Genomic DNA, 14875 nt, shown 5'->3' on the forward strand with positions numbered 1-14875 from the left:
CCCGTCAGCCGATGTCCGGCGGGTCGATTCTGATCCGTACCGGCTCGCCGCTCCCGCGCGCCATCCGGGCCGCCTGGGCCGTCTTCAGCGCGGCCGCCAGTGCCGAACCGCTGCCCGGCGGGACCCTCAGCAGCACCCGCTCCCACACCTCGCCCACCGGAGGATCACCCGGCCTGCGGGGCCTGCCCGGGTCCGTGACCGGCAGCGGCACGGGGCCCAGCACCTCGGCGTCGCCCGGCAGTCCGGCCGTCGCCACGAACTCGGCGACCGCCTCGGCCCGGCCAGTCACCGCCGCGATCCGCGACACCGGCGGGAAACCGAGCTCGGCCCGCTCCGCCAGCTCGCGCTGCGCGTGGCCGACCGGGTCCCAGCGCACCAGCGCCTGCACCGGCCGCTGTGTGGGCTCGGCGACGATGACCACGGTGCCGCCCTCGCTCTGCCCCCGTACCAGCGAGGCGGCGTCCATCCAGCGCCGCAGTGCCTCCTCACCCGCCCTCAGATCGGGGCGCCCCAGCATCGCCCAGCCGTCGAGCAGCAGCGCCGCCGCGTAGCCGCCCTCCGCGATGGGCTCCGCGCCCGGGGTGCTCACCACCAGCGCGGGCCGGTCGGGCACGCTGTCCAGCACATGGTCCCGGCCCGATGTGCGCACCTGGACGGCGGGGAACACCCGGCCCAGCTCCTCCGCCGTGCGCCGCGCGCCCACGATCTGGGCGCGCAGCCGCGTACCGCCGCACTCGACGCAGTGCCAGCCGGGCGCGCCGCGCCCGCACCAGGCGCACTTCAGATCCCGCTCGTCCGGCGCCTCCAGCGGTCCCGAACAGTGCCGGCAGCGCGCGGGTGTCCGGCACCGCTCGCAGGCCAGCCTCGGCGCATAGCCGCGCCTGGGCACCTGCACCAGCACCGGCCCGCGCTTCAGCCCCTCCCGTACGGCCTGCCAGGCCAGGCTGGGCAGCCGCGCCGCGCGCGCCGCCTCGTCCCGCGCCAGGTCGCCGTCCCCGACGGTCCGCACCAGGGGCGCGGCACCGCGCACCTGCTCCCGGCCGGCGCTCAGCGGCAGCGCCCAGCCGCTCTCCACCAGCTGGGCCGCTTCCACCGTGCAGCTCGTACCGCCCAGCAGGAAGCCGCACCGGTCGTGCGTGGCACGCAGTTCGAGCACCTCGCGCACATGCGGGAACGGTGCGTTCTCATCGCTGTGGCTCGAATCGCCGTCGTCCCAGATCGCGACCAGCCCGAGATCCTGTACGGGTGCGAACATCGCGGCCCGCGTCCCGACGACGGCCCGCACCGACCCCCGGCGCACGGCGAGCCACTGCCGGTACCGCTTCTCCGGCCCGGACTCGGCGGTCAGCACCGCATGGCGTCCCTCGCCGAGCAGCGCGGTGAGCGCGGCGTCGACCCGCGCCGCGCGCCGCCCGTCGGGCACGACGACCAGCGCGCCCCTCCCGGAGGCGAGCGTCGCCGCCACGGCCCGCGCCAGCTCGTCGGGCCAGTGGGGCCCGGGCAGTGCGGTCCACACGGCCCGCGGCGCACCGCCACCGGCGAGCGCCTCCAGAAACGCCGCCCCGCGCCCGTACCGCCCCCAGCTCGCCGCTTCCGGCGCGGGCGGCGGCGGCAGCGGCTCCGGCGACGGCTTCGACTCGGCCCGTCCGTTCCTGGGCGGAACAGCGAGCTGCAGCACATCCGCCAGGCTCCCCGCATACCGATCGGCGACCGCGCGTGCGAGAGCCAGCATCTCCGGGCTGAGCACCGGCTCCGGCGAGACCACATAGGCGAGCGCGGCGAGCGCGCCCCCGTAGTCCGTCTCGGCGCGCCGCTCGATGAGGAATCCGTCGATCAACCCGCCACCCTCACGCCGCCCGTCCCGCACCCGATGCGCGCCGGCCCCGAACCGCACCCGAACCCGCACCCCGGGCTGCGCGTCCGCGTCCAGCTCCTCGGGCACGGCGTAGTCGAAGTACTGGTCGAGGTGGAGCACACCCTTGTTGACCATCACCCGTGCGACGGGCAACTCCTTGGCGAGCGCGGCCCCACGCCAGGTCCGCGGCTTGGCCTTCGGCACCTTGGCCCCGCGCACGGTCTCCCGGATGAGAGCAAGCTGCTCCGGCCCACCGGCGGCGGGCTCTTCGGGCTGCTTGTTGTCGCTGCTCACAGCCAAATTCCTACCAGACAGCACTGACAGGGCGGCATGCCGTGGACGTCTCCGTACGCACGAGGGCCCCGGACCAAATCGGTCCGGGGCCTCGCACAGGCGTCATGGCATGCAGCCGGGTTACAGCCCCGCGGCCTTGCGCAGCGCGTCCACGCGGTCCGTGCGCTCCCAGGTGAAGTCCGGCAGCTCGCGGCCGAAGTGGCCGTACGCCGCCGTCTGCGCGTAGATCGGGCGCAGCAGATCCAGGTCGCGGATGATCGCGGCCGGGCGCAGGTCGAAGACCTCGGCGATGGCCTGCTCGATCTTGTCGCCGTCGAGCGTCGCGGTGCCGAAGGTCTCGACGAAGAGTCCGACGGGCTCGGCCTTGCCGATGGCGTACGCGACCTGGACCTCGCAGCGCGCCGCGAGCCCGGCCGCCACCACGTTCTTGGCGACCCAGCGCATCGCGTAGGCGGCGCTGCGGTCCACCTTCGACGGGTCCTTGCCCGAGAAGGCGCCGCCGCCGTGGCGGGCCATGCCGCCGTAGGTGTCGATGATGATCTTGCGGCCCGTGAGGCCGGCGTCGCCCATCGGACCGCCGATCTCGAAGCGGCCGGTCGGGTTCACCAGCAGCCGGTAGCCATCGGTGTCCAGCTTGATGCCGTCCTCGATGAGCTGCTTCAGCACGTGCTCGACGACAAACTCGCGGATGTCGGGGGCGAGCAGCGAGTCGAGGTCGATGTCCGAGGCGTGCTGCGAGGAGACGACCACGGTGTCCAGACGCACGGCCTTGTCGCCGTCGTACTCGATGGTGACCTGGGTCTTGCCGTCGGGACGCAGGTACGGGATGGTCCCGTTCTTGCGGACCTCGGAGAGCCGGCGGGAGAGCCGGTGCGCCAGGTGGATCGGCAGCGGCATCAGCTCGGGGGTCTCGTCGCAGGCGTAGCCGAACATCAGGCCCTGGTCGCCGGCGCCCTGCTTGTCCAGCTCGTCCTCGTCGCCCTCGACGCGCTTCTCGTACGCGGTGTCGACGCCCTGCGCGATGTCCGGCGACTGCGCGCCGATGGAGACCGAGACGCCGCAGGACGCGCCGTCGAAGCCCTTCTTCGAGGAGTCGTAACCGATCTCGAGGATCTTGTTGCGCACGAGCGTGGGGATGTCGGCGTACGCCTTGGTGGTCACCTCGCCGGCCACATGCACCAGGCCGGTGGTGATCAAGGTCTCCACGGCGACCCGGGAGGTCGGGTCCTCCCGCAGAAGTGCGTCGAGAATGGTGTCGCTGATCTGGTCAGCGATCTTGTCGGGGTGACCCTCGGTCACGGACTCCGAGGTGAAGAGACGGCGGGACACATCGCTCCCTGGGGTTGCAGCGGCTGCTGGCTGATCATTGGCGGACCGGCCGGGGGCTGCGCCCCGCGACGTTCCGGGTGCAGTTTATCGGTCGCGCTCCTCCGTCGGACCACCCGTCTCGCTCCGTGGGAGCTCTGTGACCTGTGGTCCGACAGCAAAGAGTAGGGGGCTGAGCGGTATTCCGCGACTAATATGCCGCATTTCACGGGTTTTCATCCGTCCGCTCAGGCGAATCCAAGAATTCACCCAAGCCGCGGTACGACCAGGTCCCACACGGTGTCCGCGAGCGCTTCCTTGGGTCCGTACGGCACCGGCGTCTCGCCGCCGTCCGCGGCGAGCACCACGGCTTCGTTCTCCTCGGAGCCGAATGTCCTGCGCTCGCCCACCTCGTTGACCACCAGCAGATCGCAGCCCTTGCGGCGCAGCTTCTCGCGGCCGTTGGCGAGCACGTCGTCGGTCTCCGCGGCGAAACCGACGACGACCTGAGCGGGGCGGGCCCGGTCGGCCGAGATCTCGGCGAGGATGTCGGGATTGCGGACCAGCGCGATCGGCGCGGGCTCCTGGCCGTCCTTCTTCTTGATCTTGCCTTCGGCGTACGTGGCGGGGCGGAAATCCGCGACGGCCGCGGCCATCACCACCGCGTCGGCGTCCGCTGCGGCCTTGAGCACGGCCTCGCGCAGCTGGACCGCCGTTCCGGCGTGGACCACGTCCACGCCCGCCGGGTCCGGCATCGCGGTGTTGGCCTCGATGAGCGTGACCCGCGCGCCACGGGCCGCGGCGGTACGGGCCAGGGCGTATCCCTGCTTCCCCGAGGAGCGATTCCCCAGGTAGCGGACCGGGTCGAGCGGCTCGCGCGTGCCGCCCGCGCTGACGACGACATGCCGCCCGGCGAGATCCGGCGCGGCGACGCCTCGGGCGAGCACCCGGCGGCAGACCTCGAAGATCTCGCCCGGTTCCGGCAGCCGGCCCTTGCCTGTGTCGACGCCTGTGAGCCGCCCCACGGCGGGCTCGATGACGACGGCCCCGCGGCGGCGCAGCGTCGCGACGTTCTCCCGGGTGGCGGGGTGCTCCCACATCTCGGTGTGCATCGCGGGCGCGAAGACGACCGGACAGCGGGCGGTGAGGAGCGTATTGGTGAGGAGGTCGTCGGCGAGGCCGTGGGCCGCCTTGGCGAGCATGTCGGCGGTGGCGGGGGCGACCACGACGAGATCGGCGTTCTGCCCGATCCGTACGTGAGGCACTTCGTGGACGTCGGACCAGACCTCGGTCGAGACGGGGTGACCCGAGAGAGCGGACCAGGTCGCCGCGCCGACGAAGTGCAGTGCCGACCCGGTCGGTACGACCCGTACGTCATGGCCCGACTCGGTCAGTCTCCGCAGCAGTTCGCACGCCTTGTACGCGGCGATGCCGCCGCTGACCCCCAGAACGACCTTCGGCTTGTCCACAGCGTCTCCCCGCACTCGTATCCGTACCTCCCCATGCTGCATCACTCCGGGGCGACGACCCCCCGGGCCCCCCGAATACACCACAGGCCCGGCGGACGCGCCGCCGGGCCTGTGGTGAAGAAACAGGTAGTGCCTACTGAGCCGGGCCCTCAATGGCCTCCGAGGTCAGCAGACCCGCGTTGATCTCACGCAGGGCGATCGAGAGCGGCTTCTCGTGGACGTGGGTGTCCACCAGCGGACCGACGTACTCGAGCAGGCCCTCACCGAGCTGCGAGTAGTACGCGTTGATCTGGCGCGCGCGCTTGGCCGCGTAGATCACGAGGCTGTACTTCGAGTCAGTGGCCTCGAGCAGCTCGTCGATCGGCGGGTTGATGATGCCCTCGGGCGCAGTGATGGAAGAGGACACGCTAGGCCTTCCGAAGAACTTGCAAAATGATCGGACAAAGATCAAACAACTTGCATCAAGGCTAGCAGCTCGCGGGCCACGTCCTCGACAGAGGTGTTGACCAGGGTCGTATCGAACTCGGACTCGGCGGCCAGCTCGACCTTCGCGGCCGCCAGCCGGCGCTCGATGACCTCGGGCGACTCGGTGCCGCGGCCGGTGAGCCGGCGGACCAGTTCCTCCCAGCTCGGCGGGGCCAGGAAGACCAGCTGGGAATCCGGCATGGATGTCTTGACCTGCCGGGCGCCTTGGAGGTCGATCTCCAGCAGCACAGGCTCGCCCGCCTCCAGGCGGTCGAGGACCGCACGGCGCGGTGTGCCGTAGCGATTGCCCGCGAACTCGGCCCATTCCAGCAACTCGCCGTTGGCGATCAGCTTGTCGAATTCCTCGTCGGTGACGAAGAAATACTGAACGCCGTGACGCTCGCCGGGGCGCGGCTTTCTCGTGGTGGCCGACACCGAGAGCCATACCTCGGGGTGGACCTTGCGCATATGAGCGACGACCGTGCTCTTGCCGACCCCGGAGGGGCCGGAGAGCACGGTCAGCCGCGGACGTACCTCTGCTGCCATGCAGCGATTATCCAGGTTCCCGGGAGTGCCCGGGAACGTCAGGCGGGGCCGCCGCCGAACTCGCGCTCGAGAGACGCGATCTGATTCGAGCCGAGACCGCGCACACGACGGCTCTCGGAGATGCCGAGCCGCTCCATGAGCTGCTTGGCGCGGACCTTGCCCACGCCCGGCAGGGACTCAAGGAGAGCGGAGACCTTCATCTTGCCGATGACGTCGTTCTCCTGACCCTGCTTGATGACCTCATGGAGCGAGGCGCCGGAGTGCTTGAGTCGATTCTTGACCTCGGCCCGCTCCCGGCGAGCCGCGGCGGCCTTTTCGAGCGCGGCTGCGCGCTGTTCAGGGGTAAGGGGCGGAAGAGCCACGCCTACGTCACCTCGGATGTCGAACTGTCGGATACGGACCGGTGAGGAACCTAGTCGCGCCTCACCAGGCGAGCAACGTGCAACGCAGTGGAACTTCGCTGCACGTTCGCTCTTCGACGGAGACTAGCGGCCATGGCCGCTCCAGTCAGCGAGAACAGACGAAAAGTCCTGGTCAGCATCGACCGACCAGGACATTTCCGACATATTGACCAGGTTTTGAGCCAAGATTCCGTCAAGGTGGTCGATGCAGGGATTCTCACGGAGGTGTTCGAGGCCCCCACGAGGGGCTATCGACCCGCGACCGCCGACCGCACCTCGTCCGCGAAACGCGTCGCCGACTCGCGCAGGGCCGCCACGTCCGGGCCGTGCCGCAGCACACCCCGGCTCACGCTCGGGACAACATTGCCGACCGCCTGGCCGAAGACCCCCGGAAGGTCCGCGGGCGTCGCGCCCTGAGCACCGATGCCCGGGGCGAGCAGCGGACCGTTGATGTCCAGGTTCACACCCACGTCGCCGAGCGTGGCGCCGACGACCGCGCCGACCGAGCCGAGCGGCTCCGCGCCCGCGTTCTCCGCCGCCATGTGGTCGAGCATCAGCTGGGCGAGGGACCGGCCGTCCGCGGTCGTGGAGCGCTGGACCTCCGCGCCCTCCGGGTTGGAGGTGAGGGCGAGGACGAAGACACCGGCGCCGGAGGCGGCGGCCGCGTCCAGGGCCGGGCGCAGCGAGCCGAAGCCGAGGTACGGGGAGACGGTCACCGCGTCCGAGAAGAGCGGCGAGTCCTTGTCGAGGTAGGTCGCGGCGTACGCGCCCATCGTGGAGCCGATGTCGCCGCGCTTGGCGTCCATCAGGACCAGCGCGCCCGCCTCCCTCGCCTCCGCCACCGACTTCTCCAGTACGGCGATGCCGCGCGAGCCGAAGCGCTCGAAGAACGCCGACTGCGGCTTGAGGACGGCGACCCGGTCGGCCAGCGCCTCCACGACCGTACGGGTGAAGCGCTCGAGGCCGGCGATGTCGTCGTTCAGGCCCCAGGCCGTCAGGAGCGAGGCGTGCGGGTCGATGCCGACGCAGAGCGGGCCACGGGTGTCCATGGCGTGGCGCAGACGTGCGCCGAAGGGCTCCAGGGGGCTCATGCGGTGACCTTTCGCGTCTCGGCGCCGACAGCCTCGGCGAGGGTGGCGTACGGGCTCGCCTTCAGGCGTGCGGCGAGTCCCTTGTGCAGGGCGCGGGCGTAGAAGGGGCCCTCGTAGATGAAGGCGCTGTAGCCCTGGACGAGCGTGGCGCCCGCGAGGATGCGCTGCCAGGCGTCCTCGGCGTTCTCGACGCCGCCGACGCCCACCAGGGTGATCCGGTCGCCCACGCGCGCGTAGAGGCGCCTGAGGACCGCCAGGGAGCGCTCCTTGACGGGCGCGCCGGACAGTCCGCCGGTCTCCTTGACCAGCGCCGGGTCGGACTTCAGGCCGAGGCCGTCCCGCGCGATGGTCGTGTTGGTGGCGATGATGCCGTCGAGACCGAGCTCGAGAGCGAGGTCCGCGACCGCGTCGACGTCCTCGTCGGCCAGGTCCGGCGCGATCTTGACGAGGAGCGGTACACGACGGTCCTGGACGCTGCGGTCGGCCGCCTCGCGTACGGCGGTGAGCAGGGGGCGCAGCGACTCGGTCGCCTGGAGGTTGCGCAGGCCGGGGGTGTTGGGCGAGCTCACATTGACCACGAGATAGTCGGCGTGGCGGGCCAGGCGCTCCGTCGATGTCACGTAGTCGCCGACGGCGTCCGCCTCCGGCACGGCCTTCGTCTTGCCGATGTTGACTCCGACGGTGGTACGGAAGACCTCGCGGCGGGCCCCCAGGCGCTCGGCCACGGCCGCCGAGCCCTCGTTGTTGAAGCCCATGCGGTTGATCAGCGCACGGTCCGGCACCAGCCGGAAGAGCCGCTTCTTGGGGTTGCCGGGCTGCGGCTCCGCGGTGACCGTGCCGATCTCGATGTGGTCGAAGCCGAGCATCGTCATACCGTCGATGGCGACCGCGTTCTTGTCGAAGCCGGCGGCGAGGCCGAAGGGGCCGTGCATGCGCAGGCCGAGCGCCTCGGTGCGCAGTTCCTTGTACCGCGGCGCGAGGACGGCCGCGACGAGCGTACGCAGCACGGGGATGCGGGCCGCGAGGCGGATCCAGCGGAAGGCCAGGTAGTGCGCCTGCTCGGGGTCCATCCGCTTGAAGACCAGGTTGAAGAAGAGCTTGTACATGTTGGGTGTCCTCACGAAGGAGGGGGACACCGTTGCCGGTGTCCCCCTCCGGGTGGCTAGTCGCGGGCCGCGGTCAGGTGTTCCGCGTGTTCCTGGAGTGAACGGACGCCCACGTCACCGTGGTTGAGCGCGTCGATGCCCTGGACGGCGGCGGCCAGCGCCTGGACCGTCGTGAGGCACGGCACGGAGCGCGCCACGGCCGCCGTACGGATGTCATAGCCGTCGAGGCGGCCGCCGGTGCCGTACGGGGTGTTGACGATGAGGTCGACCTGGCCGTCGTGGATCAGCTGGACGATGGTCTTCTCGCCGTTCGGGCCCTCGCCCTCGGACTGCTTGCGTACGACGGTGGCGTTGATGCCGTTGCGCTTGAGGACCTCGGCCGTGCCGGAGGTGGCCAGCAATTCGAAGCCGTGCGCGACGAGTTCACGCGCCGGGAAGATCATCGAGCGCTTGTCGCGGTTGGCGACCGAGATGAAGGCGCGGCCCTTGGTGGGCAGCGGACCGTACGCGCCCGCCTGCGACTTGGCGTACGCCGTGCCGAACACCGAGTCGATGCCCATGACTTCACCGGTGGACCGCATCTCCGGGCCGAGGACGGTGTCGACACCGCGCCCGTGGATGTCGCGGAAGCGTGACCACGGCATCACGGCCTCCTTGACGGAGATCGGCGCGTCGAGCGGCAGGGTGCCGCCGTCGCCGTTCTTCGGCAGCAGGCCCTCCGCGCGCAGTTCGGCGATGGTCGCGCCCAGCGAGATACGGGCGGCGGCCTTCGCGAGCGGTACGGCGGTCGCCTTCGAGGTGAAGGGGACCGTGCGTGAGGCGCGCGGGTTGGCCTCGAGGACGTACAGGATGTCCCCGGCCATCGCGAACTGGATGTTGATCAGTCCGCGCACACCCACACCCTTGGCGATGGCCTCGGTCGAGGCGCGCAGCCGCTTGATGTCGAAGCCGCCGAGCGTGATGGGGGGCAGTGCGCACGCGGAGTCGCCGGAGTGGATGCCGGCCTCCTCGATGTGCTCCATCACGCCGCCGAGGTAGAGCTCGGTGCCGTCGTAGAGCGCGTCGACGTCGATCTCGATCGCGTCGTCGAGGAAGCGGTCGACGAGCACCGGACGGGTGGGGCTGATCTCGGTGGACTCGGCGATGTACGACTCGAGGCGGGCCTCGTCGTACACGATCTCCATGCCGCGCCCGCCCAGCACGTACGACGGGCGTACGAGGACGGGGTAGCCGATCTCGTCGGCGATGGCCTTGGCGCCAGCGAAGGTGGTCGCGGTGCCGTGCTTGGGCGCCGGGAGTCCGGCCTCGGCGAGCACCTGGCCGAAGGCGCCGCGGTCCTCGGCGGCGTGGATGGCCTCGGGCGGCGTACCCACGACGGTGACGCCGTTGTCCTTGAGCGCCTGGGCGAGACCCAGCGGGGTCTGGCCGCCGAGCTGGACGATGACGCCCGCGACCGGGCCGGCCAGCGACTCGGCGTGCACGATCTCCAGGACGTCCTCCAGGGTGAGCGGCTCGAAGTAGAGCCGGTCGGAGGTGTCGTAGTCGGTGGAGACGGTCTCGGGGTTGCAGTTGACCATCACGGTCTCGTAGCCCGCCTCGCTCAGCGCGAAGGAGGCGTGGACACAGGAGTAGTCGAACTCGATGCCCTGGCCGATGCGGTTCGGACCGGAGCCGAGGATGATCACTGCGGGCTTGGTACGCGGCGCGACCTCGCTCTCCTCGTCGTACGAGGAGTAGAAGTACGGGGTGTTGGCGGCGAATTCGGCGGCGCAGGTGTCGACCGTCTTGTAGACCGGGCGGATGCCGAGCGCGTGCCGGACCTCGCGTACGACGTCCTCGCGCAGCCCGCGGATCTCGGCGATCTGGGCGTCGGAGAAGCCGTGGCGCTTCGCGTCCGCGAGCAGTTCGGGCTCGAGCTTCTCGGCCGCGGCGAGCTCGTCCGCGTACTCCTTGATCAGGAAGAGCTGGTCGACGAACCACGGGTCGATCTTCGTGGCGTCGAAGATCTCCTCAGGGGTGGCGCCCGCGCGGATGGCCTGCATGACCGTGTTGATGCGGCCGTCGGTGGGGACCTTGGCGGTCTCGAGGAGCTCCGCCTTGGCCCCGGGCTCACCGGTGAAGGAGAACTGCGAGCCCTTCTTCTCCAGGGACCGCAGCGCCTTGTTGAGCGCCTCGGTGAAGTTCCGGCCGATGGCCATGGCCTCGCCCACCGACTTCATGGTGGTGGTGAGGGTGGCGTCGGCCGACGGGAACTTCTCGAAGGCGAAGCGGGGCACCTTGACCACGACGTAGTCGAGTGTGGGCTCGAAGGACGCCGGGGTCTTCTCGGTGATGTCGTTGGGGATCTCGTCGAGGGTGTAACCGACGGCGAGCCGGGCGGCGATCTTGGCGATGGGGAAGCCCGTGGCCTTCGACGCGAGCGCCGAGGAGCGGGAGACGCGCGGGTTCATCTCGATGACGATGATCCGGCCGTCCTCGGGGTTGACGGCGAACTGGATGTTGCAGCCGCCGGTGTCCACGCCGACCTCGCGGATGATCGCGATGCCGACGTCACGCAGCCGCTGGTACTCGCGGTCGGTGAGGGTCATCGCCGGCGCGACGGTGATCGAGTCGCCGGTGTGCACACCCATCGGGTCGAAGTTCTCGATGGAGCAGACGACCACGACGTTGTCGTTTTTGTCGCGCATCAGCTCCAGCTCGTACTCCTTCCAGCCGAGGATGGACTCCTCCAGGAGCACCTCGGTGGTCGGGGAGAGCGTGAGGCCCTGTCCGGCGATACGGCGCAGCTCGTCCTCGTCGTGCGCGAAGCCGGAGCCGGCGCCCCCCATGGTGAAGGACGGCCGGACGACGACGGGGTAGCCGCCGAGCGTCGCGACGCCCCCCAGGACGTCGTCCATGGAGTGGCAGATGACCGAGCGGGCGGACTCGCCGTGGCCGATCTTGGCGCGCACGGCCTCGACGACGCCCTTGAACAGGTCGCGGTCCTCGCCCTTGTTGATCGCCTCGACACTGGCGCCGATGAGCTCGACGCCGTACTTCTCCAGCACACCCTGCTCGTGCATGGAGATCGCGGTGTTGAGCGCGGTCTGGCCGCCCAGGGTGGGCAGCAGCGCGTCGGGGCGCTCCTTGGCGATGATCTTCTCGACGAACTCGGGGGTGATCGGCTCGACATAGGTGGCGTCGGCGATCTCCGGGTCGGTCATGATCGTCGCCGGGTTGGAGTTCACCAGGATGACGCGCAGGCCCTCGGACTTGAGGACGCGGCAGGCCTGGGTGCCGGAGTAGTCGAACTCGGCGGCCTGGCCGATGACGATCGGGCCGGAGCCGATGACCAGGACGGACTGGATATCGGAGCGCTTAGGCACGCTGGCCCTCCATCAGGGATACGAAGCGGTCGAAGAGGTACGCGGCGTCGTGCGGGCCCGCGGCCGCCTCTGGGTGGTACTGGACGCTGAAGGCCGGCTGGTCGAGCAGTCGCAGGCCCTCGACCACGTTGTCGTTGAGGCAGACGTGGGAGACCTCGGCGCGGCCGTAGGGGGTGTCGGAGACCTGGTCGAGCGGGGCGTCGACGGCGAATCCGTGGTTGTGCGCGGTGACCTCGACCTTGCCGGTGGAGCGGTCCTGCACGGGCTGGTTGATGCCTCGGTGGCCGTACTTCAGCTTGTACGTGCCGAAGCCGAGCGAGCGGCCGAGCAGCTGGTTGCCGAAGCAGATGCCGAAGAGCGGGGTCCTGCGCTCCAGGACGCCCTTGATCACGGTCAGGTCGGCGGTGGCCGGGTCGCCGGGACCGTTGGACAGGAAGACGCCGTCGGGGCCGACCGCGTACACATCGTCGACGGTGGCGGTGGCGGGCAGGACGTGCACCTCGATGCCGCGCTCGGCCATGCGGTGCGGGGTCATGCCCTTGATGCCGAGGTCGATGGCGGCGACGGTGAAGCGCTTGGTTCCGATCGCCGGGACGACGTACGTCTCCTTGGTGGCGACCTCGGCGGAGAGGTTCGAGCCCTGCATCTCGGCCGACTGGCGCACCTCGGCGAGCATCGTGCCCGCGTCGGGCAGCGCGTTGCCGGAGAAGATGCCGACGCGCATCGCGCCGCGCTCACGCAGATGGCGGGTGAGCGCGCGGGTGTCGATGCCGCTGATGCCGACGATGCCCTGGGCGACGAGCTCGTCGTCCAGGGAGCGACGGGCGCGCCAGTTGGAGGCCACGCGCGCGGGGTCGCGTACGACATAGCCGGCGACCCAGATCCGCCCGGACTCGTCGTCCTCGTCGTTGACGCCGGTGTTGCCGATGTGGGGGGCGGTCATCACGACGACCTGGCGGTGGTACGAGGGGTCGGTGAGCGTCTCCTGGTAACCGGTCATTCCGGTGTTGAACACCGCCTCGCCGAAGGTCTCCCCCACGGCCCCGTAGGCGCGGCCGCGGAAGGTGCGGCCGTCCTCCAGGACGAGTACGGCGGGAGCCTTGGCGGCTCCCCGGGTGGAGATCGTCATCGTGCGGTGCCTTCCGTCGTGTGCGAGTTCTGCGTGCTGTTGATGGCTTCGACCCAGGTGCTGTGCTCGGCCGCGTGGTCGGAGCGGAAGCCGGAGTCGATCAGCGTCCCGCCGTGCGCCCACGTGACGATCAGCAGTCCGCCCTCGGCGAGGACCTTGCCCGCGATGCCCTTGTCGAGCCGGGCCTCGCGCAGTGCTTCCCTCGGGACGAAGAAGTCGCTCGCTCCGGGGCGTACGACGTCGAGGCCCGCGTCGGTGAGCGTGAGCTCGACCCGGCTGCGTACACCCAAGCCGTGGGCCACGATCCGGTCGAGCCACTGTCCGGCGGTCGTGGAGCCGTGGTACCGGCCCCTCAGCTCAAGTTTCGCCTCACCCGGCGCCTCGGGCGCGGTGGGCAGCTCCGGGAGGCCGGACTGGAGGCTGCCACGCCACTTCCAGCCCTGGCGCATCAGCCAGTAGACAAGGGCGATGAAGAGCAGCAGTCCGGCGACCCAGCCGAGGCGAGCGGCCCAGTCCGTCACGTCCGCCGACTTCTGCTCGGCGGCCAGTTGGATGAATGGAGTCACGCCAGCTTCCCGTCCACGACCGTTGCCCGGCCCCGCAGGAAGGTGTGGGTGACGCGTCCCGGCAGCTCACGGCCCTCGTAGGGGGTGTTGCGGCTGCGGGAGGCGAAGCCCGCGGGGTCCACGCGTCCACGGTATGCCGGATCGACGAGGGTGAGGTTCGCGGGCTCACCTGCCGAGACGGGCCGTCCGTGGCCCTCCAGGCGGCCGATCTGCGCGGGCCGGAAGGACATCCGGTCGGCGACGCCCGCCCAGTCGATGAGACCGGTGTCGACCATCGTCTGCTGGACGACGGAGAGCGCGGTCTCCAGGCCCACCATGCCCATGGCGGCGGCGGCCCACTCGCAGTCCTTGTCCTCGTGCGGGTGCGGGGCGTGGTCGGTGGCGACGCAGTCGATGGTGCCGTCGGCGAGGGCCTCGCGCAGGGCCAGCACGTCGGCCTCGGTGCGCAGCGGCGGGTTCACCTTGTAGACGGGGTTGTACGAGCGTACGAGCTCATCGGTGAGCAGCAGGTGGTGCGGCGTGACCTCGGCGGTGACGTTCCAGCCCTTGGACTTGGCCCAGCGGACGATCTCGACCGAGCCTGCGGTGGAGAGGTGGCAGATGTGCACGCGCGAGCCGACGTGGGCGGCGAGGAGGACATCGCGGGCGATGATCGACTCCTCGGCGACGGCCGGCCAGCCGCCGAGGCCGAGCTCGGCGGAGACGACGCCCTCGTTCATCTGGGCGCCCTCGGTGAGGCGGGGCTCCTGGGCGTGCTGGGCGACGACCCCGTCGAAGGCCTTCACATACTCCAGGGCCCGGCGCATGATCACCGCGTCGTCGACGCACTTGCCGTCGTCGGAGAAGACCTTCACGCCCGCGGCGGAGTCGTGCATGGCGCCGAGCTCGGCGAGCTTCTTGCCTTCGAGGCCGACGGTGACGGCGCCGATGGGCTGAACGTCGCAGTAGCCGGACTCCTTGCCGAGTCGGTAGACCTGCTCGACCACACCGGCCGTATCGGCGACCGGGAAGGTGTTGGCCATGGCGTGCACGGCGGTGAAGCCGCCGACGGCGGCCGCCTTGGTGCCGGTGAGGACGGTCTCTGAGTCCTCGCGGCCGGGCTCGCGCAGATGGGTGTGCAGGTCCACGAGACCGGGCAGCAGGATCTGTCCTGCGGCCTCGACGACCGTCGCGTCCCCGGCTTCGAGGTCCGTGCCGACCTCGGCGATGGTCTCGCCGTCGATCAGGACGTCCTGCGCCTCGCCGCCCAGCACCTTCGCGCCGCGAATAAGGATCTTGCTCAT

12 protein-coding genes are annotated in these 14875 nt (G+C 70.5%); all 12 read right to left on the reverse strand.

Annotated elements, in window-relative coordinates; translation table 11 throughout:
* Window positions 1–4: 4 nt before the first annotated feature.
* The 12 genes from SLUN_RS06660 to SLUN_RS06715 all read right to left on the reverse strand — a co-directional run bounded on the left by SLUN_RS06660 (window position 5) and on the right by SLUN_RS06715 (window position 14875).
* Window positions 5–2149: a primosomal protein N' gene (locus SLUN_RS06660; protein WP_108147602.1), complete on the reverse strand. Its 2145-nt coding sequence runs from the start codon at window positions 2147–2149 to the stop codon at window positions 5–7.
* 120 nt (window positions 2150–2269) lie between these two features.
* Window positions 2270–3478: a methionine adenosyltransferase gene (gene metK, locus SLUN_RS06665; RefSeq protein WP_108147603.1), complete on the reverse strand. Its 1209-nt coding sequence runs from the start codon at window positions 3476–3478 to the stop codon at window positions 2270–2272.
* A gap of 242 nt (window positions 3479–3720) precedes the next feature.
* On the reverse strand, window positions 3721–4923 hold the full coding sequence (gene coaBC / locus SLUN_RS06670) for a bifunctional phosphopantothenoylcysteine decarboxylase/phosphopantothenate--cysteine ligase CoaBC (protein ID WP_108147604.1): 1203 nt from the start codon (window positions 4921–4923) through the stop codon (window positions 3721–3723).
* 133 nt (window positions 4924–5056) lie between these two features.
* A complete protein-coding gene (gene rpoZ, locus SLUN_RS06675) occupies window positions 5057–5329 on the reverse strand; it encodes a DNA-directed RNA polymerase subunit omega (RefSeq protein WP_005319902.1) in 273 nt (90 codons plus the stop codon).
* A 41-nt stretch (window positions 5330–5370) separates the two neighbouring features.
* Window positions 5371–5934 (reverse strand): guanylate kinase, encoded by a 564-nt coding sequence (gene gmk / locus SLUN_RS06680; protein WP_108147605.1) that lies wholly within the window; start codon window positions 5932–5934, stop codon window positions 5371–5373.
* 38 nt (window positions 5935–5972) lie between these two features.
* Window positions 5973–6296, reverse strand: a complete 324-nt coding sequence (locus SLUN_RS06685) for an integration host factor (RefSeq protein ID WP_108147606.1) — start codon at window positions 6294–6296, stop codon at window positions 5973–5975.
* Window positions 6297–6583: 287 nt separating this feature from the next.
* The gene (pyrF, locus tag SLUN_RS06690) at window positions 6584–7426 is read right to left on the reverse strand and encodes an orotidine-5'-phosphate decarboxylase (protein WP_108147607.1); all 843 of its coding nucleotides are present in this window, start codon (window positions 7424–7426) and stop codon (window positions 6584–6586) included.
* Window positions 7423–8532 (reverse strand): quinone-dependent dihydroorotate dehydrogenase, encoded by a 1110-nt coding sequence (locus SLUN_RS06695; RefSeq protein WP_108147608.1) that lies wholly within the window; start codon window positions 8530–8532, stop codon window positions 7423–7425. Before SLUN_RS06695 ends, pyrF begins: the two co-directional genes overlap by 4 nt.
* A 56-nt stretch (window positions 8533–8588) precedes the next feature.
* Window positions 8589–11897, reverse strand: a complete 3309-nt coding sequence (gene carB / locus SLUN_RS06700; protein ID WP_108147609.1) for a carbamoyl-phosphate synthase large subunit — start codon at window positions 11895–11897, stop codon at window positions 8589–8591.
* Window positions 11890–13026: a glutamine-hydrolyzing carbamoyl-phosphate synthase small subunit gene (carA, locus tag SLUN_RS06705; protein ID WP_108147610.1), complete on the reverse strand. Its 1137-nt coding sequence runs from the start codon at window positions 13024–13026 to the stop codon at window positions 11890–11892. The genes carB and carA overlap by 8 nt, the downstream gene beginning before the upstream one ends.
* Window positions 13023–13592 carry a PH-like domain-containing protein gene (locus tag SLUN_RS06710; protein ID WP_108147611.1) on the reverse strand — a complete coding sequence of 190 codons (570 nt, stop codon included), beginning with the start codon at window positions 13590–13592 and terminating at the stop codon, window positions 13023–13025. Before SLUN_RS06710 ends, carA begins: the two co-directional genes overlap by 4 nt.
* On the reverse strand, window positions 13589–14875 hold the full coding sequence (locus SLUN_RS06715; protein WP_108147612.1) for a dihydroorotase: 1287 nt from the start codon (window positions 14873–14875) through the stop codon (window positions 13589–13591). Before SLUN_RS06715 ends, SLUN_RS06710 begins: the two co-directional genes overlap by 4 nt.

The organism is Streptomyces lunaelactis, assembly GCF_003054555.1.
GTDB lineage: Bacteria > Actinomycetota > Actinomycetes > Streptomycetales > Streptomycetaceae > Streptomyces > Streptomyces lunaelactis.

What these genes read in the sequence shown, in the direction of transcription:
- carA (WP_108147610.1), bottom strand. Translation starts at nt 13,026, where the DNA reads ATGACGATCTCCACCCGGGGAGCCGCCAAGGCTCCCGCCGTACTCGTC.
- pyrF (WP_108147607.1), bottom strand. Translation starts at nt 7,426, where the DNA reads ATGAGCCCCCTGGAGCCCTTCGGCGCACGTCTGCGCCACGCCATGGAC.
- SLUN_RS06715 (WP_108147612.1), bottom strand. Translation starts at nt 14,875, where the DNA reads ATGAGCAAGATCCTTATTCGCGGCGCGAAGGTGCTGGGCGGCGAGGCG.
- SLUN_RS06695 (WP_108147608.1), bottom strand. Translation starts at nt 8,532, where the DNA reads ATGTACAAGCTCTTCTTCAACCTGGTCTTCAAGCGGATGGACCCCGAG.
- gmk (WP_108147605.1), bottom strand. Translation starts at nt 5,934, where the DNA reads ATGGCAGCAGAGGTACGTCCGCGGCTGACCGTGCTCTCCGGCCCCTCC.